Below are 26,791 nucleotides of genomic sequence, written 5' to 3' on the forward strand. Positions count from 1 at the left end.
AGCAAAAAAACAGCAAAAAATCTGCCTGTTTTACATATCTTTACCTTGAATTGCTGTTTTATGACCCTATTTCAATATGTAAGTGTAAATAATGTTACCTCTTATATATTGGAGTTTTTAGATGAGTGAGCAAACTGCTAATAAAGAAACACGTGGATTTCAATCAGAAGTAAAACAGTTACTTCATTTAATGATTCACTCTTTATATTCAAATAAAGAGATCTTTTTGCGTGAACTAATCTCAAATGCTTCTGATGCATCAGATAAGCTACGTTTTAAAGCGCTATCAAATGGCGATTTATATGAAGGTAATGCCGACCTTGGTGTTAAATTATCTTTTAACGAGGCTGCAAATACATTAACCATCTCAGATAATGGTATTGGTATGAGCCGTGAAGATGTGATTGAGCATTTAGGTACGATTGCAAAATCGGGAACGGCTGATTTTTTCTCTAAATTATCTGAAGACCAAAGTAAAGACTCTCAACTTATCGGTCAATTTGGTGTAGGTTTTTACTCTGCATTTATTGTCGCTGATGCGGTTACGGTTCGTACGCGTGCTGCAGGTTCTGAAAAAGATCAAGGTGTTCAATGGCACTCAGAGGGTGAAGGTGATTACACCATTGAAGACATTACAAAAGAAAGTCGCGGTACAGATATCATTCTTCATATGCGTGAAGAAGGTAAAGAATTTCTAAATGAGTGGCGTTTAAAAGAAGTGATTGGTAAATACTCTGATCACATCGGTATCCCTGTCTCTATCTGGACTGTTGAAAAAGACGAAGAAGGAAAAGATAAAGAAGGTAAATGGGAACAAGTAAATAAAGCTCAAGCACTTTGGACTCGTAGTAAATCAGATATTGAAGATGCTGAATACCAAGAGTTCTATAAGCATGTTTCTCATGATTTTGCTGATCCATTAACTTGGAGTCACAACAAAGTAGAAGGTAAAAATGACTACACGAGCCTTCTATATATTCCGGCAAAAGCACCATTTGATATGATGAACCGTGATCATAAAAGTGGTCTAAAGTTATATGTTCAACGTGTCTTTATTATGGACGATGCTGAGCAATTTATGCCAACGTACTTACGTTTTGTTAAAGGGTTAATTGACTCAAATGATTTACCTTTAAACGTATCGCGTGAGATTCTTCAAGATAATAAAGTAACTCAATCATTACGTAGTGCATGTACAAAACGTGTACTGGGTATGCTTGAGAAAATGGCGAAAAAAGACGATGAAAAGTACCTGACTTTCTGGAAGCAATTTGGCCAAGTTTTAAAAGAAGGCTTAGCTGAAGATTTCGCTAATAAAGAAAAAATTGCTGGGTTACTACGCTTTGCAACGACAGAAAAAGACAGTTCAGAGCAAGCTCTAGGTCTTGCTGGCTATGTTGAGCGCATGAAAGAAGAACAAGATAAGATCTTCTATCTAACTGCTGATAGTTATGCTGCTGCGAAAAACAGTCCACACCTAGAACAATTTAAAGCAAAAGGTATTGAAGTTGTTCTGATGTATGACCGTATCGATGAGTGGCTAATGAGCTACTTAACCGAATTTGACGGTAAGCAATTCCAATCAATCACAAAAGCGGGCTTAGATTTAAGCAAGTTTGAAGATGAAGCGGAAAAAGAAAAACACAAAGAAACTGAAGAAGAGTTCAAGTCAGTTGTTGAGCGTACAAAGTCATATTTAGGCGATCGAGTTAAAGAAGTTCGTACTACGTTCAAATTAGCAACGACACCAGCGGTTGTTGTTACTGATGACTTTGAAATGGGTACTCAAATGGCAAAACTGTTGGAAGCTGCAGGTCAAGCAGCACCAGAAGTGAAGTACATTTTTGAAATTAACCCTGACCATGCTTTAGTAAAACAAATGGCAGATGAAGCAGATGAAGAAGCATTTGGTCGTTGGGTTGAGATGTTACTTGGTCAAGCGATGCTTGCAGAACGAGGCTCTTTAGAAGATCCGTCGCAGTTCTTAAGCGCAATGAATCAACTGCTAGCAAAATAACGATTATTTGTGCTAAATAAAGTGAGACCTTAGTAAAGATAACACTAAGGTCTCATTGTCTTTTATGGTGAAAATACACACAATTTAAGAGTCAGTTTTTGCTTTTTTAATTGCAAACTTGATAGCTTTCACAGTTACGTGTATCTTCACGACTTATTTTTTAGAAATAAAACTTATACCTAAGTTTATAAATATAGGTTAGGTAACTTTTATTTGTAAGGTTTGGTATAAATTCCAAGATTATTTTTTAAGGGGAAAACAATGCGTATCATCCTTTTAGGTGCACCAGGTGCGGGTAAAGGTACTCAAGCTCAGTTCATCATGGATAAATATGGTATTCCACAAATCTCTACAGGTGACATGCTACGTGCTGCAATCAAGGCAGGTACTGAGCTTGGTAAACAAGCAAAATCTGTAATTGATGCTGGTCAACTTGTATCTGATGAGATCATCCTTGGTCTTGTTAAAGAGCGTATTGCTCAAGAAGATTGCGCTAAAGGTTTCCTACTAGATGGTTTCCCTCGTACAATTCCTCAAGCTGATGGCCTAAAAGAGAACGGTGTATCTATCGATTACGTTCTTGAGTTTGACGTTGCTGACGAAGTAATCGTTGAGCGTATGTCTGGTCGTTGTGCTCACCTTCCTTCTGGTCGTACTTACCACGTAGTGTACAACCCACCAAAAGAAGAAGGTAAAGATGACGAAACTGGCGAGCCTCTTGTTATCCGTGAAGATGATAAGCCTGAGACAGTACTTGCTCGTTTAGGTATCTACCATGAGCAAACTGCACCGCTTATCGCTTACTACAACAAAGAAGCTGAAGCAGGTAATACTAAGTACCTTAAATTTGATGGTACTAAATTAGTTGCTGAAGTAAGTGCTGAAATCGAAAAAGCACTAGCGTAATCTTACGTAGTCAGTAATTTATTGCTATATTGAAGCGGCCTTTTATAGGTCGCTTTTTTTATGGAAAATAAATAGGTAATTGACAGTGAATAATAAAAAGACAGGGGTGTTGCTGGTTAATCTTGGAACACCAACAGCGCCAACAGCTGCTGCGGTAAAACAATTTTTATCAGAATTTTTACATGATAAGCGAGTGGTGGATATGAATCGATTCATATGGTGCCCATTGCTTCATGGTGTCATTCTTCCTATACGCGCCCCAAAAGTGGCTAAGTTGTATGAAAGCGTTTGGATGGAAGACGGCTCACCATTATTAGTGTATTCACAGCGACAGGTAAAAGCATTAGAAACACGCCTTTCGATGCCTGTAGCTTTAGGAATGACTTATGGTGAACCAAGAATTAAATCTGGTATTGAGTCATTAGAACAACAAGGCTGTGATGAGATAATTATTTTACCTTTGTATCCGCAATACTCTCGTACTACAACTGCAGCTGTTTTTGACCAAATTGCAAAACAATACAAAACGACACCTGTACTACCCAATTTCACCATGATTCATAATTACCATGATCACCCTTTGTACATTAAAGCACTTGCAAACTCCGTGCGTCAGTCGTGGGAAAGGAATGGAAAGGGGGATTATGTTCTTTGCTCATACCACGGTATTCCACAACGTTTTGTTGATAATGGCGATATTTATGCAGCGCATTGTGAAAGAACAACCGAATTATTAGCACAAGAGCTAGGGTTAACTTCTGAACAAATTGGTATGAGTTACCAATCTCGTTTCGGACGTGAAGAGTGGTTACAACCTTATACTTCTGAAACATTAAAAGTGCTTGCGCCAAAAGGAATTAAATCATTAGACATTATCAGTCCTGCTTTTTCGTCTGATTGTTTGGAAACATTAGAAGAGCTTTCTGAAGAGTGTAAAGAGATTTTCATGGAGTCTGGTGGTCAAAAATACACCTTTATTCCGTGTTTAAATGATGATGAGTTACACATTGAAATGATGGCGGATATTGTTAGTAGCAACATTTTTAATAAATAACGGTTATTTTAAGAAAAAAATCGTTAATAAGGGTTGAAAAGTACTACTTATTCCCCAATTTCTCATTAAAGATTATCAACAAGTGTAGTGAGCCTCGACATAGAAACGTCAGATCGCTACAATATCGCGTCTTATTTTGCCACTTGGCTAAATGACGTATTTTGATTGCTAAAATACGTATTTGCTTTTGATATAAAAGTAAATAAAAGGAAGGTACCCTGAGGTATCACGAATCATAGGGGTTGCGGTCTATCTTTATAGTCCCGTAACACAAGGATGCGACACGTTTTGTTTTGTCGCAAACTCAGAGAACCTGAGTCGATTTTGAGGTTTATATAAACATGCAAGTTACCGTTGAAACTAAAGAAGGCCTAGAGCGCGTTCTAACTATCACTGTTCCAGCAGCAAACATTGAAGATGCAGTATCTGCTGAGCTTCGTAATATCGCTAAAAATCGTCGCTTCGATGGCTTCCGTAAAGGTAAAGTGCCAATGAAGATGGTTGCGAAAATGTATGGTCAAGCGGTACGCAATGATGTGATGGGTGAAGTTATGCAACGTCACTTCATCGAAGCTATCGTAAAAGAGAAAATCAACCCAGCTGGCGCTCCAACATTTACACCTGTTGAATTCGCAGAAGGTAAAGATCTAGTTTTCTCTGCTTCTTTTGAAGTTTACCCAGAAGTAGCTCTTCAAGGTCTAGACAAAGTTGTTGTTGAAAAACCACAAGTTGAAGTTAAAGATGAAGACGTAGCAGAAATGCTAGAAACTCTACGTAAGCAACAATCTACTTGGGCTGATGCTGATATCGCTGCTGAAGACGGTACTCGCGCTACAATCAACTTTGTTGGTTCTATCGACGGTGAAGAGTTTGAAGGCGGTAAAGCTGAAAACTTCCCTCTAGAAATGGGCCAAGGTCGTATGATCCCTGGTTTTGAAGATGGCATCAAAGGTAAGAAAGCTGGTGACGAACTAACTATCGACGTTAACTTCCCAGAAGAATACCACGCAGAAAACCTAAAAGGTAAAGCTGCACAGTTCGCTATTAAAGTAGTTAAAGTTGAAGCTCGTGAGCTTCCTGAACTAAACGACGAGTTCGTTGCTAAGTTCGGCGCTGAAGGTGGCGTTGAAGGTCTTAAAGCTGAAGTTCGTAAGAACATGGAGCGTGAACTAGCTCAAGCTGTTAAGAACAAGATCAAAGAACAAGCAATCAACGGTCTAGTTGAGCAAAACAACATTGACGTACCTTCTGCTCTAATCGATCAAGAAGTTCAAGTTTTACGTCAACAAGCAGTTCAACGTTTCGGTGGCAACGCTGACACAGCTCCTGAGCTTCCACGTGAACTATTTGAAGAACAAGCTAAACGTCGCGTAGTTGTTGGTCTTCTTCTTGGTGAAGTTATCAAGTCTGAAGAGCTAAAAGCTGATGATGAGAAAGTAAAAGCACTTATCAACGAAATGGCTTCTGCATACGAAGATCCAACAGAAGTTGTTGCTTACTACGAAGGCAACGAGCAAATGATGAACAACATGCGTAATGTTGCTCTAGAAGAACAAGCTGTTGAAGCTATCCTAGCTAAAGCACAAGTTTCTGAAAAAGCATTTGGCTTTAACGAACTAATGAATCAACAACCTGCTTAATTTCTAAATTAATTAAGTAGTTAGTTGACTTAGTTTCACAAGATCTGCTAATAATGGTCCGAATGAAGCGTCATTCGGACCATTTATTTTATAAGGGATACGGTTATGAGCTATCAAGAAAACAATGCAATGCCTTCTATTATGGATGCACTTGTTCCTATGGTTGTTGAGCAAACTTCACGTGGTGAGCGTTCGTATGATATTTATTCCCGTCTGTTAAAAGAGCGAGTTATCTTTTTAACAGGTCAAGTTGAAGATCACATGGCTAACCTAGTTGTAGCACAGTTGCTTTTCCTTGAGTCTGAGAACCCTGATAAGGATATCTTCCTATACATTAACTCTCCAGGCGGCTCTGTTACTGCGGGTATGTCTATTTACGACACAATGCAGTTCATCAAGCCAAACGTGAGTACAGTATGTATGGGTCAAGCATGTTCTATGGGTGCCTTCTTACTTGCAGGTGGTGCTCCTGGTAAGCGTTATGTATTACCAAATTCACGTGTGATGATTCACCAACCACTAGGTGGTTTCCAAGGTCAAGCGTCTGATATTCAAATTCATGCTCAAGAAATCTTAACGATTAAGAAGAAATTGAATACGTTGCTTGCAGAGCACACAGGTCAGCCTTTGGAAGTGATTGAACAAGATACAGATCGTGATAATTTCATGTCAGCAGATGATGCTGTGAAATACGGTCTTGTAGATGCTGTGTTAAATAAGCGTGACTAATTCATAAAAAAGCAGTAACGTTTACAGCAAAGAAGGTAAGTTAGTATAAACTTACAGCATAAAGGCAACGTTTAAGAGGTTAGCAAATGACAGACAAGCGTAAAGACGAAAATAGTGGAAAGTTACTATATTGCTCTTTTTGCGGAAAAAGCCAGCATGAAGTTCGTAAACTAATTGCAGGCCCATCTGTTTATGTTTGTGATGAGTGCGTTGATTTATGTAACGACATTATTCGCGAAGAGCTAAAAGATAATACTCTGTCTCCTAAAGAGAGTAGTGAAGAGTTACCAACACCACGTAATATTCGTGAGCATTTAGATGACTATGTAATTGGTCAAGAACATGCGAAGAAAGTACTGGCTGTTGCTGTATACAACCACTACAAGCGTTTGCGTAATGGCGATACAACAAAAGATGGGGTAGAGCTTGGTAAAAGTAATATCCTTCTGATTGGCCCAACGGGTAGTGGTAAAACATTACTTGCTGAGACTCTAGCTCGTTTCTTGGATGTACCGTTTACTATGGCGGATGCAACCACATTAACTGAAGCGGGTTATGTTGGTGAAGATGTTGAAAACATCATTCAAAAGCTATTACAAAAATGCGATTACGATCCTGCTAAAGCAGAGCGTGGCATTGTATATATCGATGAAATTGACAAGATTTCTCGTAAGTCTGAAAACCCATCAATTACACGTGATGTATCTGGTGAAGGTGTTCAGCAAGCGCTATTGAAATTGATTGAAGGCACAATTGCTTCAGTTCCACCTCAAGGTGGTCGTAAGCATCCACAGCAAGAATTCCTACAAGTAGATACATCTAAGATTCTATTTATTTGTGGTGGTGCTTTTGCTGGCTTAGATAAAGTAATTGAGCAACGTGTTGCAACAGGTACAGGCATTGGTTTTGGTGCTGATGTTCGTTCTAAAGAAAACGAAGCAACAATCGGTGATTTGTTCAAGCAAATTGAACCAGAAGATTTAGTTAAGTTTGGTTTAATTCCAGAATTTATTGGCCGTTTGCCTGTAACAACAACGCTGACTGAATTAGATGAAGAAGCGTTAGTTCAGATTTTAAGTCAACCTAAAAATGCATTAACTAAACAATATGGTGCATTATTTGATTTAGAAGGTGCAGAGCTTGAATTCCGTGAAGATGCTTTAAAAGCAATTGCTAAAAAAGCAATGGATCGTAAAACAGGTGCTCGTGGACTTCGCTCAATTCTAGAAGCGGTATTACTTGAGACTATGTATGAATTACCTTCAAAAGAAGGCGTTTCTAAAGTAGTAATCGATGAGTCTGTGATTAATGGTGAATCAGAACCACTATTAATTTTTGAAAACACAGAAACAAAAGCAATTTCTGCTGAATAGCAAAAAGACAAGTTAGTTGAATAAAAAGGAGGCATTGGCCTCCTTTTTTATTTTTTAATGAAAATTATATTGAATCTTAGCGACTTGCCCCCATATTATTCCTAATAGATACTGACGGAAAGAGAGAAGAATATGAACCTGGAGCGTTCCGAGCGCATCGAGATACCAGTTCTACCATTACGCGATGTTGTGGTATATCCCCACATGGTTATTCCATTATTCGTAGGCCGTGAAAAATCCATCCGTTGCTTAGAAGCAGCAATGGAACAAAATAAGCAAGTTTTACTTGTGGCACAAAAAGAAGCTGCAAAAGAAGAGCCACAGTTAGATGACTTGCACGGTGTTGGTACAATTGCGACAATTTTACAGTTATTAAAACTACCAGACGGCACAGTAAAAGTGTTAGTTGAAGGTCAGCAACGAGCGAAAATTCACCAGTTTCTTGAGGCTGATTTCTTTACTGCCGATGCTGAATTCTTGCTGACACCTGTTATTGATGATGCAGAGCAAGAAGTGATCATGCGCTCTGCAATTAATCAATTTGAAGGCTTCATCAAATTAAATAAAAAGATTCCACCAGAAGTGTTAACTTCATTAAATGGAATTGAAGATGCTGCACGCCTTGCTGATACTATCGCTGCTCATATGCCATTAAAATTGGTTGATAAGCAAGAAGTATTAGAATTAACAGATGTGATTGCTCGTTTAGAATATTTAATGGGCATGATGGAATCGGAGATCGATTTACTTCAAATCGAAAAACGTATTCGTGGCCGCGTTAAAAAACAAATGGAAAAAAGCCAACGTGAGTACTATTTGAATGAGCAAATGAAAGCCATTCAGAAAGAACTGGGCGATTTGGATGATGCGCCTGATGAATTTGAAGCACTGCAAAAGAAAATTGTAGATGCAAAAATGCCAAAAGAAGCGCAAGAAAAAGCAGAGCAAGAGCTTCAGAAATTAAAAATGATGTCTCCAATGTCAGCTGAAGCAACGGTAGTTCGTAGCTACATTGATTGCATGGTTGGTGTTCCATGGCATAAACGCTCTAAAGTGAAGAAAGACTTGGCAAAAGCTGAAGAGATCTTAAATTCAGATCACTACGGCTTAGAGCGAGTAAAAGAACGTATTTTAGAATATTTAGCGGTTCAAAGCCGAGTAAGTAAGCTAAAAGGTCCTATCCTTTGTTTAGTTGGACCTCCTGGTGTAGGTAAAACCTCATTAGGGCAATCTATTGCGAAAGCAACGGGACGTAAATACACACGTATGGCTCTTGGTGGCGTACGTGATGAAGCTGAGATTCGAGGACATCGTCGTACTTACATTGGTTCATTACCAGGTAAGTTAATCCAAAAGCTGTCGAAAGTTGAAGTGAAAAACCCACTCTTCCTTTTGGATGAGATTGACAAAATGTCATCGGACATGCGTGGTGATCCAGCATCTGCTTTATTAGAAGTACTTGATCCTGAACAAAACAGCGCATTCAGTGATCACTATTTAGAAGTTGATTACGATTTGTCAGATGTCATGTTTGTTGCAACGTCTAACTCAATGAATATTCCGGGTCCATTATTGGATCGTATGGAAGTGATTCGTTTATCTGGTTATACAGAAGATGAAAAATTAAACATTGCTAAGAATCATTTACTGACAAAACAAATTAAGCGTAATGGCTTAAAAGAAAATGAAATTGAGATTGATGATTCAGCAATCATTGGCATTATTCGTTATTACACGCGTGAAGCTGGTGTTCGTAGTTTAGAGCGCGAAATCTCTAAATTATGCCGTAAAGCGGTTAAGCAGATCTTACTTGATAAATCGATTAAGAAAGTAACGATTAATCAAGATAACCTGAAAGATTTCTTAGGCGTTCAGCGCTGTGATTACGGTAAAGCAGATGATGAGAATCGTATTGGTCAGGTTGTTGGTTTAGCTTGGACTGAGGTAGGTGGTGACTTACTTACTATTGAAGCTGAATCAATGATAGGTAAAGGTAAACTTACTTATACAGGTTCGCTTGGTGACGTGATGAAAGAGTCAATCCAAGCAGCAATGACCGTAGTTCGTACTCGTGCTGAAAAATTAGGTATTAATCCTGATTTCTATGAAAAGCGTGATATTCACGTTCACGTACCAGAAGGTGCAACACCAAAAGACGGTCCAAGTGCAGGTATCGGTATGTGTACGGCACTTGTTTCAAGCTTAACTGGTAATCCGGTTCGTTCTGATGTTGCAATGACGGGTGAAATTACATTACGTGGTGAAGTACTGCCTATTGGTGGTTTAAAAGAAAAATTGTTAGCTGCACACCGTGGTGGAATTAAAACCGTGATCATTCCAAAAGAGAATGAGCGTGATTTAGAAGACATTCCAGCGAATGTAATTGCTGATTTATCTGTACATCCAGTTAAGTGGATTGACGAAGTTTTGACATTGGCTTTACAAAGCGACCCATCAGGTTTTAGTGTTGAACAATCTAAAAAGTGATGTGTAGCAAAAAACGTTGATATAACAGGGCTGACAAGTCGAAATGACTTGTCACTCTATATTGATATCGTTAAGTTAGACTCTATTGCTGTGAAGATAAATTCACACAACAAATATTATTATATGGACTCGTTCATTAAACTGTTGAATGAAAATTTTAAAGGGGAATACCGTGAATAAATCTCAATTAGTTGATCAAATTGCTGAAAGTGCAGATATCTCAAAAGCAGCAGCAGGCCGTGCTTTAGATGCACTAGTTGAAACAGTAACTGAGACGCTAAAAAGTGGCGATCAAGTAACTCTTGTTGGTTTTGGGTCATTTGTAGTTCGTGAGCGTGCAGCTCGCACAGGTCGTAACCCTAAAACTGGTGAAGCGATTGAGATTTCAGCTGCAAAAGTTCCTGCTTTTAAAGCGGGTAAAGCATTAAAAGATGCGTGTAACTAATCGAAAACTAGATAAAACTCTACACAAGCTAGCGTAACGCTAGTAGACTAGAGATATGAGTCATAGGCGCATCCAATGATGCGCTTTTTTATTGTTAAATTTTTCTTTTGTTGAACTATTTTACATTTTCACTATCAATAGAAATTGACACGCTACTTGTATAAATAGTGTATTCCACTTGGTGATTAGGAGTTAAAACATATTATGATGGATCGAATTCGCGAAGGTTCAACAGGCCTTGCAGTTAAGATCATTCTCGGTCTAATTATTTTCTCATTTGTATTTGCAGGTGTAGGTAGTTATTTAGTCGGTGGTGGCCAGCCTTTAGCAGCGAAAGTTGGTGAGCGCGAAATTACTCGTAATGAGTTTGAGCAAGTTTATCAAAATGAACGTAACCGTATGCAATCACAGTTAGGTGAATATTTTGCTACGTTACTGGGTGATCCTGCATATGTAGAGCAATTCCGTAAGTCAGTTTTAGACCGTATGGTTAATGATGCACTGCTTGATAACCAAGCTCAAGATTTAGGCTTGCGTATTAGCGATGATCAAATTCGTCAAACTATCCTTTCAATGCCTCAATTCCAAAAAGATGGCAAGTTTGATGAAGAAATCTATAACATTTCTTTACGCCGCGCAGGTTTTAGCTCTGATAGTTTTGCCGCTTACTTACGTCAAGACTTAGTAAGAAACCAGCTAGTTATGGCGTTGGAATCGACAGAGTTTACGTTATCAAATGAAGTTCAAGCACAAGCGGCTTTAGAAACTCAGCAACGTGAAATTCGTACGATTACATTAAATACTGCTGATTTTGCTAAAAATGCAAAAGTAACAGATGAAGAAATCACAGAATACTACAATGCAAACAAACAACAATTTGTTCGACCTGAACAAGTAAAAGTGTCATATGTAGAGCTATCTGGTAATTCATTAAAAGCGCAGGCGCCAATTACAGATAAAGAAATTGAAGAGTACTATCAAGCAAATTTAGATAAATATTCTACACAAGAGAAGCGTGAAGTTAGCCATATTTTAATTAAAGGCGACGAAGCTGATGCACAAAAAGTGCTAGATAGAATTAACAATGGTGAAGACTTTGCCACTGTAGCTAAAGATGCTTCACAAGATATCCCTACAGCTAAAGAAGGTGGTTCTTTAGGCTGGATTGAACGTGGTGTTATTGATCCTGAGTTTGAAGATGCCGCTTTCCAATTAGCAAAAGTTGGTGATCATTCTGGTATCGTTAAATCAGCGTTTGGTTATCATATTATTCAATTGAATGGTATCGAAGAGCCAACGACAAAACCGCTTGCTGAAGTAAGTGCTGATATCAAATCTTTCTTAGTTGATGAGCATGCAGCAGATGCGTTTTACAGTCTACAAACTGAATTAGCTGAAAAAGCGTTTGAATCACCTGATTCATTAGATGATGCAGCAGAAGCAGTTGATGCGAAGATTGTAACATCTGATTTCTTCTCTCAAGCTGATGCACCTAAAGCGCTTGCGGATTCAGCTGTACTTCAAGCTATTTATAGCCCAGAAGTTAAAGAAGATGGCTTAAACTCTGATGTTATCGAAATTGCACCTGAACACGTTATCGTTGTTCGTGTTGAAGATGTTCGTGATGAAATGGTTTTACCTCTTGATGAAGTAAAAGATGCAGTAATCGCTCGATTATCTCAGGCACAAGGCGAACAGAAAGCTCTAGAACTTGCTCAAAACGTAATTTCAGGTCTTAATAACGGTGACAATAGCGTTATCGCAAATAATGGCTTAGCGTTTGCTGAGGCTCGTATGATCAGCCGTAATGATGAGTTAGCAAATGATGTATACCGCTTAGAGAAACCTGTTGATGGTAAATCAACGTATGCGCAGGTTATGGATCGTCAAGGAAACCATGTCATTGTTGCTCTTGATAGTGTATTAGAATTAAATGATTCAAATATGTCATCGCAAATTGCTACTGGTTTATTGCGTTCTCAAACTCAGCAAGATTTAACTGCAACGTTAGATACGCTAAAAGAAAGTACAGAAATTAGCTATCCGTTACTTGAACAGTAAAGCATTTCTTTGTAACTGATAAATATAAAAGACGGGCTCCTATAAGGGGCCCGTCGTGTTTTTAAAGATAGAAACTATTTCCATATAGGTTTTTAGTAAACGTTTTAATATGCTTTTTCCGATGTTTGAATAGGTGTTGTTTTCTGATGTATCAATCATCATTTTTTCATTTTAAAAAGGATACATAATGAAACGCATACTCACTTTACTTAGTACCTTGATGTTAACACTAACACTTTTCTCTGCTTCAGTAGCTGCAGAAGTAACAAAAAGCGATACACATGAAGGTATTGAAATAACGGTTAACATCAACCAAGCAGGAGCTGAAGAGCTAAAAACGTTATTGGTTGGTGTTGGAGAATCAAAAGCTCAAGCGATAATTGATTACCGTAATGCTAACGGCAAGTTTGTCAAAGCTGATGATTTAACGAAAGTTAAAGGTATTGGGGATAAACTGGTTGAGAAAAACCGAGATAGAATCACATTGTAGAGTTATATTTAGTTGTACCAATTTAGCTAATCAGTTCATTGGTATAATAAAAAGGCAGCCATGAAGGCTAATGCCGATCGTTTAAGGGACTTGAACGATCCTTTGCAGCCTTCATAATCGGTCTTAAATTTATTTTAAGGCCGATTTTTTATGTCTGAGTTTTCTCGTGAATTACAATTAACTGCAGAATTTCACCTTCCTGAATCTATGGATTCATTTCGGAAAAATATTCCTATTGAGTGGATTTCAGAAGCCGTTAACCAAACTGGTCGCGCCGCTATCAGAAAGCGCAGATTTCCTGCTGAACAAGCTGTTTGGTTAGTGCTTGGAATTGGCTTAATGCGTAACCGCTCCATTAGCGATGTTTGTGATAAATTAGAATTAGCCTTCCCTGATGCTAAAGGGGAGCTCCCTCCCTTGGCCACAAGTAGTATCGTAAAAGCTAGACAGCGTATTGGTTATGAACCATTACGTTACCTATTTCATACCACTGCGAGTAAATGGGAGACAGAAGAATCGCCTGATTTAGTTTGTGGACTTAAACTCATGAGCGTTGACGGGACTCAATTTAAAACCCCTGAAACTAAGGATAACCAAAAGCTAGGCTACGCGACAGGTAAGGCTACATTTCCTTCAGTTCTTGCTGTTACCCTCATGTCTACACGCACCCACCTTATTTCAGATGCTGCTTTTGGACCAATAACCAATAGTGAAATATCTTATGCACAACAATTAGTTGGCTCCGCTCCAAATAATTCATTAACTCTTTTTGACCGTGGTTTTATGTCCGCTGAACTTTTTGAATCATGGCGTAATGCAGGAAAAAATACTCATTGGTTAACTCCAATAAAAAGTAAATTTAGGTACGACGTTTTAGAAGAGTTTTCAGACTACGATAAACTGATTAAAATGCCAGTTTCGCCTGATGCAAAACAGAAATATCCTCACCTCGGAGATAGCTGGCAAGCTCGTTTAGTTTTAATACCTGAGCCGAAAGGAGAGATCAAAGGGTTTATTACTTCATTAGAGTGTCCTGTGACTTATCCATTGAAAGATATTGTTGAAATTTACTGGGAACGATGGGAAATAGAACAAGGTTATGGTGAATTAAAACAAGGTCAACTTAACAATCAAGCAGTGCTTAGAAGCTTGAAAATAGAAGGAATATATCAAGAGTTATGGGGGATTTTGATTTCTTATAACCTCGTTCGTCTAGAAATGAAAAGAATGGCCGATTTTCATAAAATGGAACCATTAAGAATAAGCTTTATTAATGCGTTAAGGCTAATCCAAGATGAGTTCCTGTGGTGTTCAGGGCGAACACCAGGAACAGTGCCCAAGAAGCTGAAAAATCTACGAGAAAGCGGAAAGCGTCTAATCCTGCCAAAGAAAAGAAAGCGAAAACCATTTCCGCGACAAGTGCTTTATAAAGCACCGCGCTACCCTTATAAAAAAAGAGCCACTAGCTGTTAAGCGAGCGGCATTAAGCCATGAAGGCTGCCTTTTTTGTGCTAAATCGCATTCTGAATATTTGATATTCAGTTTGGACTTACTTATTAATGGGCTTTTTCAGCACCGTGCATCCAACGAATAAGCGTACCTGAAATTATCAGAAGAAGAACACCAGAAACCGTTGCCGTGATAGCAATACCAGCAAAAATATCTAGAGCACCTAAGCTTTCAACATGTGAGCCTACTAAACCTGCAATGTAGTTAGAGATAGCATTGAAGCCAAACCAAGTCCCCATCATTAATGAAGCTAAACGTAATGGAGCTAATTTAGTCACTAATGAAAGACCAATTGGTGATAAACACAGTTCACCTAAAGTATGGAAGAAATACGCGCCAACTAACCAAAGCATTGAGGTTTTAATGGTTAAGTCGCCACCTTGTTCTAGTACTGCGCCAACCATACATACGAAACCCATAGCCAAGAAGAATAGAGCCATCGCAAATTTAACTGGTGAGCTTGGCTCTTTTGGACCGAGTTTAACCCATATACCAGCAATGATAGGAGCAAGAACAATAATAAAGAATGGGTTTAACGATTGGAACCAGGCTGCAGGAACTTCAAAAGAACCAATCATTCTATCTGTGTATTGTTGTGAATATACATTCATTAGGCCACCAGCTTGTTCAAAACCTGCCCAGAAAACAATAACGAATAAGCCCATGATCATGACCACTTTTAGTCGATCAATTTCTTCTTTAGTTAATGCAGTGCTTGATTTACCAGCTGCTTTTGCATTCTCTTTTGCAATATGTGCAGCAGGTCTAACACCGATGTTACCTAAGAAGCGCTGAGCAAAAAGACCTTGAATGATCAAACTGATGATCATACCGATACCAGCTGCAACGAAACCAGCTTTCCATCCCCATACTCCAGTTACAGAGCCTGATACAACACCAGCAAGTAAAGAACCTAAGTTAATACCCATGTAGAAGATAGTAAATGCACCATCGCGTCGATGATCACCATCTTCATATAAATCACCAACCATTGTTGACACATTTGGTTTAAATAAACCATTACCAGCAATTAGAAAACCAAGACCGGTATAAAATAAGGCTTCGACAGAAAAAGGAAGAAAATCGTGTGGTAAAGCCAAAGTAAATTGACCAATTACCATTAAAAAACCACCGATTAATAATGCTTTACGTTGGCCTAAGTAATTATCAGCTAACCATCCGCCAATGAGGGGGGTGATGTACATAAGTGCGGTATAAGTACCATATAGGCTTAATGCGTCTTTTACTGTCCAACCCATACCGCCATTGATGGTTCTATCTGTGAGATATAGAACCAAAATAGCGCGCATTGCGTAATAGGAGAAGCGTTCCCAGAGCTCTGTTCCAAAAAGTAAGAACAACCCTTGAGGGTGTCCCATAAGTAATTTGTTGTTATTTGACATAATGTTCTCTTTTATAATGGAATATTATTCTTCTTATACATCGTAAATTTATACGCTTTGAATGTCGTTACTGCAATGTCGTACATTTTTATGTGATTTGCGTAACATTTTAACTCTTTGAAATGTTTGGAAACATTTTAAATTAGTAACATTATCATACTCTGTTTTTGTTTTTACTTGTAGGTTTAAGTTCTTTTTTGTTTTAATTTATTAGTTTTTTATTTTAATTCTTCGTTGTTATTTAGGTTTTAGATGTAATTTTGGTTATTTATCGATATTTAACATTTGTTGTGCGTGCAACTATTGATTTTTACTAGGAAATCATTTTTTTGAATGATTTGACATGCTATGATCTTCCGTTGGTTTGGTTAGGTATTGAGTTATGAAACAGTGGTATTTACTTTATTGCAAACGCGGTGAGCAAGAGAGAGCGAAACTACATTTAGAAAATCAAATGGTAGAGTGCTTTTATCCTGAGATCGTTGTAGAGAAAATTGTTCGAGGAAAAAGAAAACAAGTAAAAGAACCACTATTTCCATGTTATATGTTTATCTATTTTGACTTTGAGATAGGTCCGTCGTTTACTTCTATTCGTTCTACTCGTGGAGTCAGTGACTTTATCCGATTTGGTGCTCAGCCAAAGGTTCTGCAAGGTGACTTGATATACTCATTAAAAACGCTCGATGAAAATAACAATAAAGAAAAAGTAGAGTGTTTACCTGAAGCAGGGCAAAAAGTAGCGATAAAAGAAGGACCGTATAGCGGTATTGAAGCCATTTATAAAGAAGCTGATGGTGAAAAACGCTCTATCCTCTTAATAACGTTAATTAATAAAAAAGTAGAAATTAAAATACCAAACTCAGATATAGAATATTAATACATAAAAAAAGCGCCTATATAAGGCGCTTTTTTATTACTCTAAATAAGTGTTAGTTCATTAATTGTATGCTTCGTTATGAACGGCTTGAACAGCACGACCTGACGGATCTACACAGTTCTGGAAAGATTCATCCCATTCAATTGCTTTTGCTGATGAACAAGCAACTGATGGACCACCAGGAACACATTTCGCTGCATCCTCTAGAGGGAATAACTCTTCAAAGATTTCTCGATAAACATACGCTTCTTTCGTTGTTGGCGTGTTATACGGGAAGCGGAATTTTGCTGATTCCATTTGTTGATCTGTTACTTTTGCCTCTGCTGTTTCTCGTAATGTGTCGATCCAGCTATATCCAACACCATCAGAGAATTGTTCTTTCTGTCTCCATGCGATAGCTTCAGGTAAATAATGCTCAAAACATTCACGTAAGATGTGTTTTTCCATCTTCCCATTGCCACACATCTTATCTTGTGGGTTTAAACGCATAGCCACATCAATAAATTCTTTATCTAAGAATGGAACACGGCCTTCTACACCCCAAGCTGCAAGTGATTTATTCGCTCGAGCACAATCAAACATGTTTAAAGCAAGTAGTTTACGAACGGTCTCTTCATGGAACTCTTTTTTGTTTGGTGCTTTATGGAAGTAGAGGTAGCCACCAAAGATTTCGTCAGCACCTTCACCAGAAAGTACCATTTTAATGCCCATTGCTTTGATTTTACGACCCATTAAGAACATTGGTGTTGATGCTCGAATCGTGGTTACATCATAGGTTTCAATATGATAAATAACATCACGAATCGCATCCAAACCTTCTTGAATGGTGTAAGTCATTTCATGGTGAACAGTACCCAGTTTATCTGCAACTTCACGAGCGGCTTTTAGATCTGGTGCGCCTTCTAAGCCAACAGCAAAAGAGTGCAGTTGAGGCCACCATGCTTCCGACTTTTCATCGTCTTCAATACGCATCGCCGCGAAACGTTTAGCTACGGCAGACGTAATGGATGAATCTAATCCACCAGAAAGAAGTACACCATAAGGAACATCTGTCATTAATTGGCGTTTTACAGCATCTTCAAGTGCCTGCGTTAAGTCTTCTTTACTTGTTGGGTTATCTTTAACTGCATCATAATCCATCCAATCACGTAAATAATAACGTGTTGGTTCTGCATCTTTTGATGAGTAGAAATGGCCAGGAGGAAACTCACTGATTGATTTACATACAGGAACTAATGCTTTCATTTCTGAAGCAACATAATAGTTACCATGTTCATCATAACCGTGATACATAGGGATAATACCAATATGGTCACGACCAATTAAATATTCATCTTTTTCTTCATCGTAAAGAATGAAGGCAAAAATACCATTTAAATCTTCGAGTAGATCAGCTCCTTTTTCACGATATAACGCTAAAATAACTTCACAATCTGAATCAGTTTGGAATGTGTAATTATCTGCGTATTTTTCGCGAAGCTCTTTGTGGTTATAAATTTCACCATTAACAGCAAGGATGTGCTTTTTATCTTCGCTATAAAGAGGTTGTGCGCCACTGTTTAAGCCAACGATAGCTAAACGTTCATGCGCTAAAATTGCTTTGTCAGATGAATAGATACCTGACCAATCGGGGCCTCGATGGCGTAACTTTTTAGACATTTCTAAAGCGGTAGTTCTTAGTGGCGTTGGATCGCTTTTAATATCTAGAATTCCGAAAATTGAGCACATAAATAAGTTCCTTCTACTCTTCTTAATTTTTATCTTAAATTATTGTCCTGAATACAATTTGCCATTACCGCTAAAAAAATCAACCCAGAAATACAAATAAATTCACAAATACGACCCATGATTAGATATTTTTTAACAAAATGAAAGTTTACTTATTGAATCGTTACTTGGTGCTGCTTTTTTGAACTAAAAGTTATAATTATTGAAGATAAAAGAGATAAAAAAAGAGAGCACAACAAACGATGCTGTGCTCTCTTCATTATTTGAATGAAATAAATTAACGATAAATTAATGTGTTATGTAATCTTTATGATGATTAAATTGTGGATCCAACTGTTCACTTACATGGCGGGCAAAACCACTGCCTGCTTCGTGGTAAATATTAAATGCAGCATCAACACCTTGTTCAATTAATCCATCAATTTGGTCATTATATGCTGCGATTGCAGCGGTTTGTCCTTGATAGTTTCTGGTTTGTAGTTGCTCAAGTGCAAATTGATTACCTTGGTGATTTGGCATCGCTAATAAAACTAACTTTACGTGCGACGTTGAAAGAATACGTTCCCAAAAATCAGGGTCGGTTGCATCACCAGAAATCACATTTCTTCCTAGCTCTTGGTGCTGTTTTGCTGATTCTTCACGCAATTCTATACCTAAAATAATGTCACCATATTTTTCTTTTAGTTCATCATAGGCGCCACTACCAATACGGCCCATACCTAAAATCAAAATTTGAGCGCGTCCGGGGTTAATTAGCTTATCCATCGGATTTAATCGTTCAGCAGTATGTTCTTTTAGCCAATGACGAGAACGTTGGTAAATGGTATGTCCGAAATTATTTAATGGTGCTGAGATAATGAACGAGATGGAGACCGCAATAGCAATGGCTACCAAGGTATCTGCTGGTAACCATCCCATTTTAAAGGCAAGACCGCCAACAATAAGCCCAAATTCGCTGTAATTAAATAGAGTTAGGGAGGCAAGCAATGAGGTTCGCACTCGGAACTTGAATTTATTAATAATAATGAAGTACAAGAAACCTTTAACAGGCAGCAATAGAATAAGGATCAGAGCGAGTCCAAGACCTGAAATAGTTGGTGCAGCAGACAAGCCTATATTTAAAAAGAAGCAAATGAGGAGAACTTCTTTTAAATTAAAAAGTGATTTAGATAATTCTGAGGCTTTTGCATGTCCAGCTAATAGCATTCCTAAGATAAGTGCACCTAGATCCGGTTTCATACCTACTAATTCAAAAGTACCTGCACCAGCAACTAACGCTAAGAAAATACCGTAAAGGACCAGCATTTCACCGTGCCCAGCCCAATCGAGTAGTTTAAAAAACAATGGTCTAAACAAAGGTAATGCAAAAAGAGCGAGCGCGGTAATTTCTGGAATTTTACCCGTTGATGCAGTTAAAAATACAACCGCAAAGATATCTTGCATAACAAGAATACCAATGGCTAAGGTACCGTAGGTTGCATTCATTTCACCTTTTTCTTGTAATGCTTTTACTGCGAATACTGTACTTGAGAAAGAGAGTGCAAAACCAAAGAGTACCAGTTGAGCTGTCTCTATGTTGGCAAGCATATTGATGCCAAGAAGTTTAAGCCCTAATAATGCAAAGGTAAAAAACAGAGTTGAAAAGACATTATGAAGTGTAGCGCCTAACCAAATTTCTTTAGCAAGTAATGTTTTGATATCTAATTTTAAGCCAATGGAAAAAAGTAATAGGGTGACACCAAGATCCGCAAATGTCTCAAGGGCGTCGTTAGATTGAAAACCAAGGGCGTGTAAACCAAATCCTGCTAATAAAAAACCGACAAGAGGCGGTAGATTAATTTTTAAAGCAATAAATCCCATTACAAACGCTGCAATGATAAAAAGTAACTCCATATACTCATGTTCCTGATGGTAAGCGAAAAAAAGGGCTGCTAATAGCAACCCTTAGAATCATAACACGTGAATAGAGACTCGTGATTATTCATCGAGTAATTTTTGTAACAAGACCCCATTAAGCATCGCACGTTTTACCATAGAGAATGCCCCGATCGTTGGTTGGTCGTATAACTCAGAAGCAACAATTGGTAGATCTTTATGGAAAGTAGTTAATGATTGATTTTTAATACAGTTACGAATTGCAGCAAATAGGATTTTATCTGCATGGGTAATTGCACCTGCGATAACGATCTTTTGAGGATTAAATAAGTTTATTGTCATCGCAATAGCCTTACCTAATTGATTACCTACACGCAATATTGTTTGAGTCGCTAGCTCATCGCCATGATTTGCAGCATGACAAATATCTGTCATGGTGATTTTTGGTAACTGAGAAAGACTTGATGGATAGCCTTGTTTTAATAAAGACTCAACACGTGCAATGATTGCAGGATCAGCTGCAACGGTTTCTAGACAACCAAAATTACCGCATTGACATTTATCACCAATAGGGTCAATTTGGATATGACCAATTTCACCTACATTGCGGTTATGACCTAAAAATACTTTGCCATTAACAATAATACCTGCGCCAGTACCACGGTGAACACTGACTAAGATCGAATCATAACAATCTTGTGAAGCACCAAAGTAATGTTCAGCAAGTGCAAGGCCACGAACATCGTTACCTACAAAACATTCAGTATTAAAATTATCTTTGATGAAATCCGCTAAAAGTAGCTTGTTTACATCGGTATTTGGCATGTATTCAACCACACCCGTTTCAGGGTTAACTAAACCTGGAAGAGTAATGCCGATAGCAATCAATTGCTTAATTGTATCTTGGTTTTTTGAAATAAAGCCTTCCAATAGTAATTTCAGTCCATCCAGTAGATGTTCTTGGTTGCTATAATGGAATTCTTGGTATTCGCTAGCCAGCTCTTTAGTCGAAAGGTCAAACAAACTCAGTTGAATGTAATCTCGTCCTAGACGTACTGCTATAGAGTGGAAAGGGGAGGTTTCAGTGGTCAAAGAGATAGCTCTTCGACCACCAGTAGATGCTTGTTGCGCGACTTCTTTTATTAAGCCGCGCTCTAATAGTTGACGGGTGATTTTGGTAACACTTGCAGGAGCCAGCTGGCTTACATCTGCAATTTGAATTCGAGAAATCGGACCTTTTTGGTCGATTAAACGATAAACAGCCGCACTGTTTAATTGTTTTACTAGATCTACATTACCAATTTGTCCGCCAGTCATATTAACTTTGCTCGTATTGTCCGTTCACAACAGTCGCTTTTACATTGAAGTCACGATCAAAAATAGCAAGGTTAGCAACCATGTTCTTTTTGATGCGGCCAAGTTTATTATCTAAGCCCATAGCTTGAGCTGGATATAAAGTCGCCATGCGTAGTGCTTCGTCTAAAGCGATTCCAACGTGCTCAACTGTATTCTGAACTGCTTCAATCATAGTCAGAGCTGAGCCACCTAATGTGCCATTTTCATCAACACATTTGCCATCCTTGTAATATACTTTCTTACCCACAAAAATAAAGTATTCCATGTCAGCACCTGCAGGAGCTGTGGCATCGGTCACTAATACTAGTTTTTCTTTCTTTATTTTGTGTGCAATACGGATGTTTGCATAGTCAACATGAAAACCATCTGCAATGATGCCAGCATAAACGTCTGGAGTATCATAAATTGCACCCACAACACCAGGTTCACGACCAACCATAGGTGTCATTGCATTAAACAAGTGAGTTGCGAAAGTGATACCTGACTCAAAGCCTTGGCGAGCTTCTGCATAAGTTGCGTTTGTGTGGCCAATAGATACAACGATACCGGCTTTATGAAGGCGCTCGATATGCTCAGGATCATTTTGCTCTGGCGCAAGCGTTACTTTTGCGATTAGGTCTGCGTTATCACACATAAGTTGGATCATGTCTGAGTCTGACGTACGGATATGATCAACGCTGTGAATGCCTTTTTTCATCACGTTTAGATATGGACCTTCTAGGTGCAAACCTAAAGATTGGTTTTGATATTTGCAGTGGTATTCACGAGCTGCTTCTATTGCCGCACGCATATCTTCATCAGAAGAGGTAATCAACGTTGGTAAGAAGCTAGTACAGCCTGATTTTAGGTTTGCTTCATGCATAATTTGCATGGTTTCTGCTGTAATTTCATCATTAAGCATTACGCCGCCACAACCATTAAGCTGAAGATCGATAAAGCCTGGGCTTAGAATTGCTCCATCTAAGTCTTTTAGCTCAATACCAGCTGGTAGTTCTGATGTTGGGCAAACAGCTTCAATCTCTGTTCCATTAATGATTACTGAATGGTCAGTAAGAACATCGTTACCTGTATAAACTTTACAGTTAGTTAGCGCATACATAGCTTGAATCCTTTGGTTATAATTTAGAGTACGAAAAAAAATAAACTTTTTTCGTTGAAATTTTTAAGCAGGTGAAAATAGAACTGCTTACTGAGCGGTACACTCAGAATACCTAAATGTTACGTTCAGTAATGACAAAATTTGGTCATAATATGCACCAAATTTTATTCCTGATGTTTTATTCTTTCGAATGATAAAATAAGTTTTATGATCTCGCTAGCAAAATACCCTAAATATTCCTTCCGCAGGTGATAATGATCACAATACGTTAGCTTTTAATTTGCGGGGCGAAATTAATCCCTTACACTGACCCTGTTTATAACGAGTAACGAAATAAGTTTTGTGAAGAACAGGTTAAGTTATTCAAAAAAAATCTAAAATCCTTATAGGGGGAATCTAAAGGTGAATATTTTAGGATATTTTCAAAAAGTAGGTAAGGCACTGATGGTACCAGTTGCTACATTACCTGCAGCAGCAATTTTAATGGGTATTGGTTACTGGATTGACCCGGTAGCTTGGGGTGGCAACAGTGCACTTGCAGCGTTTTTAATCAAAGCTGGTGCGGCTATCATCGACAACATGTCAGTACTGTTCGCAGTAGGTGTTGCATATGGTATGTCTAAAGATAAAGATGGTGCAGCTGCACTTTCTGGTTTTGTTGGTTTCCTAGTTGTTACTACTCTTCTTTCACCAGGAGCAGTTGCTCAAATTCAGGGTATTGATCCTGCTGCAGTTCCAGCTGCATTTGGTAAAATCAATAACCAATTTGTTGGTATCTTAGTTGGTATCGTATCTGCTGAAATCTACAACCGTTTCTCTTCTGTAGAACTGCATAAAGCACTTGCATTCTTCTCAGGTAAGCGTCTTGTACCTATCCTAACTTCTTTCGCAGGTATCTTAATTGCGTTTGTACTTATGTACATCTGGCCTGCAATTTACGGTGGCCTAGTACACTTTGGTGAATCAATCCAAGGTATGGGTTCTGTTGGTGCTGGTATCTACGCATTCTTCAACCGTCTACTTATCCCTGTTGGTCTTCACCACGCACTTAACTCTGTGTTCTGGTTTGACGTAGCGGGTATTAACGATATTCCTAACTTCCTAGGTGGCGCTAAGTCTATCGCTGAAGGTACTGCAACTGTAGGTGTTACAGGTATGTACCAAGCTGGTTTCTTCCCAATCATGATGTTTGGTCTACCAGGTGCAGCACTAGCTATCTACCACACTGCTAAAGTTGAGAACAAAGAAAAAGTTGCATCTATCATGATCGCTGCTGGTTTCGCATCATTCTTCACTGGTGTAACAGAACCTCTAGAATTCTCATTCATGTTCCTTGCTCCTGCACTATACGTAGTTCACGCAGCATTAACAGGTATCTCTGTATTCATCGCAGCATCTATGCAATGGATTGCAGGTTTCGGTTTCTCAGCTGGTCTTGTAGATATGGTACTTTCTACTCGTAACCCTCTAGCTGTTAACTGGTACATGCTAATTATCCAAGGTATCGTATTCTTCGCAATCTACTACTTCGTATTCCGCGCTGTAATCGTTAAGTTCAATCTTAAGACTCCAGGCCGTGAAGATGACGAAGACGAAGAAGGTTCAACAGTTGGTGGTTCTAAAGAAACTGGTGAGCTAGCTAAACAATACCTTAAAGCTCTAGGTGGTCACGAAAACCTAGAAAACATCGATGCTTGTATCACTCGTCTACGTCTAACTCTTAAAGACACTAGCGTAATCAGCGAGAAGCAACTTAAAGCTCTAGGTGCAATGGGTGTGGTTAAACTTGGTTCAAACAACGTTCAAGTTATCCTTGGTCCTCTTGCTGAAATCGTAGCTGGCGAAATGAAAAAAATCCCAGCTTCTGAAGACCTAACAGCAGTTGCACTACCATAATTATTGAGTAATTAACTCAAAATCAACAAGCCGCTCTCTTTAGAGCGGCTTTTTTTATATAAATAACCAAACTATTTGATTCTATATATTGAGTATCTGCCCATAATTGTGGATCATAGGGAGATATGAACAATCTGTTCTTTCTGACAATACTAATACCAATGAGGTGCTTTAGATGAGTGAAACTGAAACTCGTCCTACCAACTTTATCCGTCAAATTATTGATGAAGATTTAAAGTCTGGTAAACATTCCAGTGTCCATACTCGTTTCCCGCCAGAGCCAAATGGCTATCTGCATATCGGACACGCAAAATCTATCTGTTTGAATTTTGGTATTGCTCAAGATTATCAGGGTCAGTGTAATCTTCGTTTTGACGATACAAACCCTGAGAAAGAAGACATCGAATACGTTGAGTCTATTAAGAATGACGTTAACTGGTTAGGTTTTCAATGGAGTGGAGATATTCAATATTCTTCAAACTACTTTGATAAGCTATATGGTTATGCTGTTGAATTAATTGAAAAAGGATTAGCGTATGTTGATGAGCTAACTCCTGAGCAAATGCGTGAATACCGTGGTTCTCTAAAAGAGCCAGGTAAAAACAGCCCATACCGTGATCGTAGCGTAGAAGAAAACCTAGCGTTATTTGAACAAATGCGTGATGGTAAATTTAAAGAAGGCACAATTTGCTTACGAGCTAAAATTGATATGGCTTCTTCATTCATCGTACTTCGTGATCCTGTTATTTATCGTGTACGTTTTGCTACTCACCATCAAACGGGTGATAAGTGGTGCATTTACCCAATGTACGACTTCACACACTGTATTTCTGATGCGTTAGAAGGCATTACGCACTCTATTTGTACGCTTGAATTCCAAGACAACCGTCGTTTATACGATTGGGTACTAGAGAACATCACAATTGATTGCCAACCGCGTCAATATGAATTTAGCCGCCTAAACCTTGAATATACGGTAATGTCTAAGCGTAAGCTGAACCAACTAGTGACTGAGAAATTAGTAAATGGTTGGGATGATCCACGTATGCCTACGGTTTCTGGTTTACGTCGTCGTGGCTTTACTTCTGCATCAATTCGCGAGTTCTGTAAGCGTATCGGTGTAACGAAACAAGAAAACATGATTGAATTCAGCTCTCTTGAGTCTTGTATTCGCGATGATTTAAACGAATCAGCACCTCGTGCAATGGCTGTTCTTGAGCCAGTGAAACTTGTGATTGAAAACTACGAAGAAGGTAAGGTTGAGACGCTAAATATTGCTAATCATCCAAATAAACCTGAAATGGGCACTCGTGAAGTACCATTTACTCGTGAAATTTATATTGAACAAGACGATTTCCGCGAAGAAGCGAACAAAAAATACAAGCGTTTAGTGCTAGGTAAAGAAGTTCGTTTACGTGGTGCTTACGTTATTCAAGCTAACCGTATTGAAAAAGACGAAGCAGGTAATATCACAACGATTTTCTGTAGTTACGATGAAGATACGTTAGGTAAAAACCCTGCAGATGGTCGTAAAGTTAAAGGTGTTATTCACTGGGTTTCTGCTGATAAAGCATTACCAGCTGAAATTCGTTTATACGATCGTTTATTCACTGTACCAAACCCAGGTGCTGCGGATGATTTTGCTGCAACAATCAACCCTGAGTCTTTAGTGGTTAAAAATGGTTTTGTTGAACCGAGTTTAGCAACAGCAGAAGCTGAAGTTGGTTATCAGTTTGAGCGTACAGGTTACTTCTGTGCAGATAACAAAGACTCAAGTGCTGATGCATTAGTCTTTAACCGTACTGTAGGTTTACGAGATACTTGGGCTGGTTAATTAATCATTACT

The 26,791-nt window shown here is 38.5% G+C and carries 19 protein-coding genes; 14 read left to right on the top strand and 5 right to left on the bottom strand.

The window, feature by feature from the left end; genetic code table 11:
- Positions 1-121: 121 nt before the first annotated feature.
- The 11 genes from htpG to AVFI_RS04185 all read left to right on the top strand — a co-directional run bounded on the left by htpG (position 122) and on the right by AVFI_RS04185 (position 14,675).
- Positions 122-2,017: a molecular chaperone HtpG gene (gene htpG, locus AVFI_RS04135; RefSeq protein WP_012534252.1), complete on the top strand. Its 1,896-nt coding sequence runs from the start codon at positions 122-124 to the stop codon at positions 2,015-2,017.
- A gap of 261 nt (positions 2,018-2,278) precedes the next feature.
- Positions 2,279-2,923 carry an adenylate kinase gene (adk, locus tag AVFI_RS04140; protein ID WP_054776120.1) on the top strand — a complete coding sequence of 215 codons (645 nt, stop codon included), beginning with the start codon at positions 2,279-2,281 and terminating at the stop codon, positions 2,921-2,923.
- An 85-nt stretch (positions 2,924-3,008) separates the two neighbouring features.
- Complete coding sequence (gene hemH, locus AVFI_RS04145; RefSeq protein WP_054776119.1) at positions 3,009-3,977, top strand: ferrochelatase; 969 nt, start codon at positions 3,009-3,011, stop codon at positions 3,975-3,977.
- A 341-nt stretch (positions 3,978-4,318) separates the two neighbouring features.
- A complete protein-coding gene (tig, locus tag AVFI_RS04150; protein WP_012533616.1) occupies positions 4,319-5,617 on the top strand; it encodes a trigger factor in 1,299 nt (432 codons plus the stop codon).
- Between the two features lie 105 nt (positions 5,618-5,722).
- Positions 5,723-6,346 (top strand): ATP-dependent Clp endopeptidase proteolytic subunit ClpP, encoded by a 624-nt coding sequence (gene clpP / locus AVFI_RS04155; RefSeq protein ID WP_005418252.1) that lies wholly within the window; start codon positions 5,723-5,725, stop codon positions 6,344-6,346.
- Between the two features lie 86 nt (positions 6,347-6,432).
- Positions 6,433-7,719 carry an ATP-dependent protease ATP-binding subunit ClpX gene (gene clpX / locus AVFI_RS04160; protein WP_005418253.1) on the top strand — a complete coding sequence of 429 codons (1,287 nt, stop codon included), beginning with the start codon at positions 6,433-6,435 and terminating at the stop codon, positions 7,717-7,719.
- 132 nt (positions 7,720-7,851) lie between these two features.
- Positions 7,852-10,206, top strand: a complete 2,355-nt coding sequence (gene lon, locus AVFI_RS04165) for an endopeptidase La (RefSeq protein WP_017018476.1) — start codon at positions 7,852-7,854, stop codon at positions 10,204-10,206.
- Positions 10,207-10,378: 172 nt separating this feature from the next.
- Positions 10,379-10,651, top strand: a complete 273-nt coding sequence (locus AVFI_RS04170) for an HU family DNA-binding protein (protein WP_005418257.1) — start codon at positions 10,379-10,381, stop codon at positions 10,649-10,651.
- Between the two features lie 204 nt (positions 10,652-10,855).
- Complete coding sequence (gene ppiD, locus AVFI_RS04175; RefSeq protein ID WP_017018475.1) at positions 10,856-12,712, top strand: peptidylprolyl isomerase; 1,857 nt, start codon at positions 10,856-10,858, stop codon at positions 12,710-12,712.
- A 187-nt stretch (positions 12,713-12,899) separates the two neighbouring features.
- A complete protein-coding gene (locus tag AVFI_RS04180) occupies positions 12,900-13,202 on the top strand; it encodes a ComEA family DNA-binding protein (RefSeq protein WP_005418259.1) in 303 nt (100 codons plus the stop codon).
- A gap of 150 nt (positions 13,203-13,352) precedes the next feature.
- Positions 13,353-14,675, top strand: a complete 1,323-nt coding sequence (locus tag AVFI_RS04185) for an IS4 family transposase (protein ID WP_199414946.1) — start codon at positions 13,353-13,355, stop codon at positions 14,673-14,675.
- Between the two features lie 83 nt (positions 14,676-14,758).
- Here AVFI_RS04185 and AVFI_RS04190 read toward each other — a convergent pair whose 3' ends face one another.
- Positions 14,759-16,114: a peptide MFS transporter gene (locus AVFI_RS04190; protein ID WP_017018474.1), complete on the bottom strand. Its 1,356-nt coding sequence runs from the start codon at positions 16,112-16,114 to the stop codon at positions 14,759-14,761.
- Positions 16,115-16,496: 382 nt separating this feature from the next.
- On the opposite strand from AVFI_RS04190, the gene rfaH reads away from it, so the two are divergent.
- Positions 16,497-16,991, top strand: coding sequence for a transcription/translation regulatory transformer protein RfaH (gene rfaH, locus AVFI_RS04195; protein ID WP_065597783.1), 495 nt, complete (start codon positions 16,497-16,499; stop codon positions 16,989-16,991).
- Positions 16,992-17,051: 60 nt separating this feature from the next.
- Here the strand turns inward: rfaH and asnB are convergent, their stop codons facing one another.
- The 4 genes from asnB to nagA form a co-directional block, all read right to left on the bottom strand.
- Entirely contained in the window at positions 17,052-18,719 is a 1,668-nt protein-coding gene (gene asnB / locus AVFI_RS04200; protein ID WP_065597782.1) for an asparagine synthase B, read from the bottom strand.
- A 288-nt stretch (positions 18,720-19,007) separates the two neighbouring features.
- Positions 19,008-20,612, bottom strand: coding sequence for a cation:proton antiporter family protein (locus AVFI_RS04205; RefSeq protein WP_005418263.1), 1,605 nt, complete (start codon positions 20,610-20,612; stop codon positions 19,008-19,010).
- Positions 20,613-20,696: 84 nt separating this feature from the next.
- Positions 20,697-21,911 (bottom strand): DNA-binding transcriptional regulator NagC, encoded by a 1,215-nt coding sequence (gene nagC / locus AVFI_RS04210; protein ID WP_005418264.1) that lies wholly within the window; start codon positions 21,909-21,911, stop codon positions 20,697-20,699.
- Position 21,912: 1 nt separating this feature from the next.
- On the bottom strand, positions 21,913-23,049 hold the full coding sequence (gene nagA / locus AVFI_RS04215; protein ID WP_188863397.1) for an N-acetylglucosamine-6-phosphate deacetylase: 1,137 nt from the start codon (positions 23,047-23,049) through the stop codon (positions 21,913-21,915).
- A 402-nt stretch (positions 23,050-23,451) separates the two neighbouring features.
- Between nagA and nagE the strand changes: the two genes are divergently transcribed.
- Together nagE and glnS are read left to right on the top strand one after the other, a co-directional pair.
- On the top strand, positions 23,452-24,945 hold the full coding sequence (gene nagE / locus AVFI_RS04220) for an N-acetylglucosamine-specific PTS transporter subunit IIBC (protein WP_005418270.1): 1,494 nt from the start codon (positions 23,452-23,454) through the stop codon (positions 24,943-24,945).
- A 175-nt stretch (positions 24,946-25,120) separates the two neighbouring features.
- Positions 25,121-26,779 carry a glutamine--tRNA ligase gene (gene glnS, locus AVFI_RS04225; RefSeq protein ID WP_155661768.1) on the top strand — a complete coding sequence of 553 codons (1,659 nt, stop codon included), beginning with the start codon at positions 25,121-25,123 and terminating at the stop codon, positions 26,777-26,779.
- The last annotated feature ends 12 nt before the right edge of the window (positions 26,780-26,791 follow it).

Source organism: Aliivibrio fischeri ATCC 7744 = JCM 18803 = DSM 507 (assembly GCF_023983475.1).
Lineage (GTDB): Bacteria > Pseudomonadota > Gammaproteobacteria > Enterobacterales > Vibrionaceae > Aliivibrio > Aliivibrio fischeri.

What these genes read in the sequence shown, in the direction of transcription:
- glnS (WP_155661768.1), top strand. Translation starts at nt 25,121, where the DNA reads ATGAGTGAAACTGAAACTCGTCCTACCAACTTTATCCGTCAAATTATT.
- AVFI_RS04180 (WP_005418259.1), top strand. Translation starts at nt 12,900, where the DNA reads ATGAAACGCATACTCACTTTACTTAGTACCTTGATGTTAACACTAACA.
- htpG (WP_012534252.1), top strand. Translation starts at nt 122, where the DNA reads ATGAGTGAGCAAACTGCTAATAAAGAAACACGTGGATTTCAATCAGAA.
- rfaH (WP_065597783.1), top strand. Translation starts at nt 16,497, where the DNA reads ATGAAACAGTGGTATTTACTTTATTGCAAACGCGGTGAGCAAGAGAGA.
- tig (WP_012533616.1), top strand. Translation starts at nt 4,319, where the DNA reads ATGCAAGTTACCGTTGAAACTAAAGAAGGCCTAGAGCGCGTTCTAACT.
- ppiD (WP_017018475.1), top strand. Translation starts at nt 10,856, where the DNA reads ATGATGGATCGAATTCGCGAAGGTTCAACAGGCCTTGCAGTTAAGATC.
- AVFI_RS04205 (WP_005418263.1), bottom strand. Translation starts at nt 20,612, where the DNA reads ATGGAGTTACTTTTTATCATTGCAGCGTTTGTAATGGGATTTATTGCT.
- nagC (WP_005418264.1), bottom strand. Translation starts at nt 21,911, where the DNA reads ATGACTGGCGGACAAATTGGTAATGTAGATCTAGTAAAACAATTAAAC.
- AVFI_RS04190 (WP_017018474.1), bottom strand. Translation starts at nt 16,114, where the DNA reads ATGTCAAATAACAACAAATTACTTATGGGACACCCTCAAGGGTTGTTC.
- adk (WP_054776120.1), top strand. Translation starts at nt 2,279, where the DNA reads ATGCGTATCATCCTTTTAGGTGCACCAGGTGCGGGTAAAGGTACTCAA.
- clpP (WP_005418252.1), top strand. Translation starts at nt 5,723, where the DNA reads ATGAGCTATCAAGAAAACAATGCAATGCCTTCTATTATGGATGCACTT.
- nagA (WP_188863397.1), bottom strand. Translation starts at nt 23,049, where the DNA reads ATGTATGCGCTAACTAACTGTAAAGTTTATACAGGTAACGATGTTCTT.
- asnB (WP_065597782.1), bottom strand. Translation starts at nt 18,719, where the DNA reads ATGTGCTCAATTTTCGGAATTCTAGATATTAAAAGCGATCCAACGCCA.
- lon (WP_017018476.1), top strand. Translation starts at nt 7,852, where the DNA reads ATGAACCTGGAGCGTTCCGAGCGCATCGAGATACCAGTTCTACCATTA.
- clpX (WP_005418253.1), top strand. Translation starts at nt 6,433, where the DNA reads ATGACAGACAAGCGTAAAGACGAAAATAGTGGAAAGTTACTATATTGC.
- AVFI_RS04185 (WP_199414946.1), top strand. Translation starts at nt 13,353, where the DNA reads ATGTCTGAGTTTTCTCGTGAATTACAATTAACTGCAGAATTTCACCTT.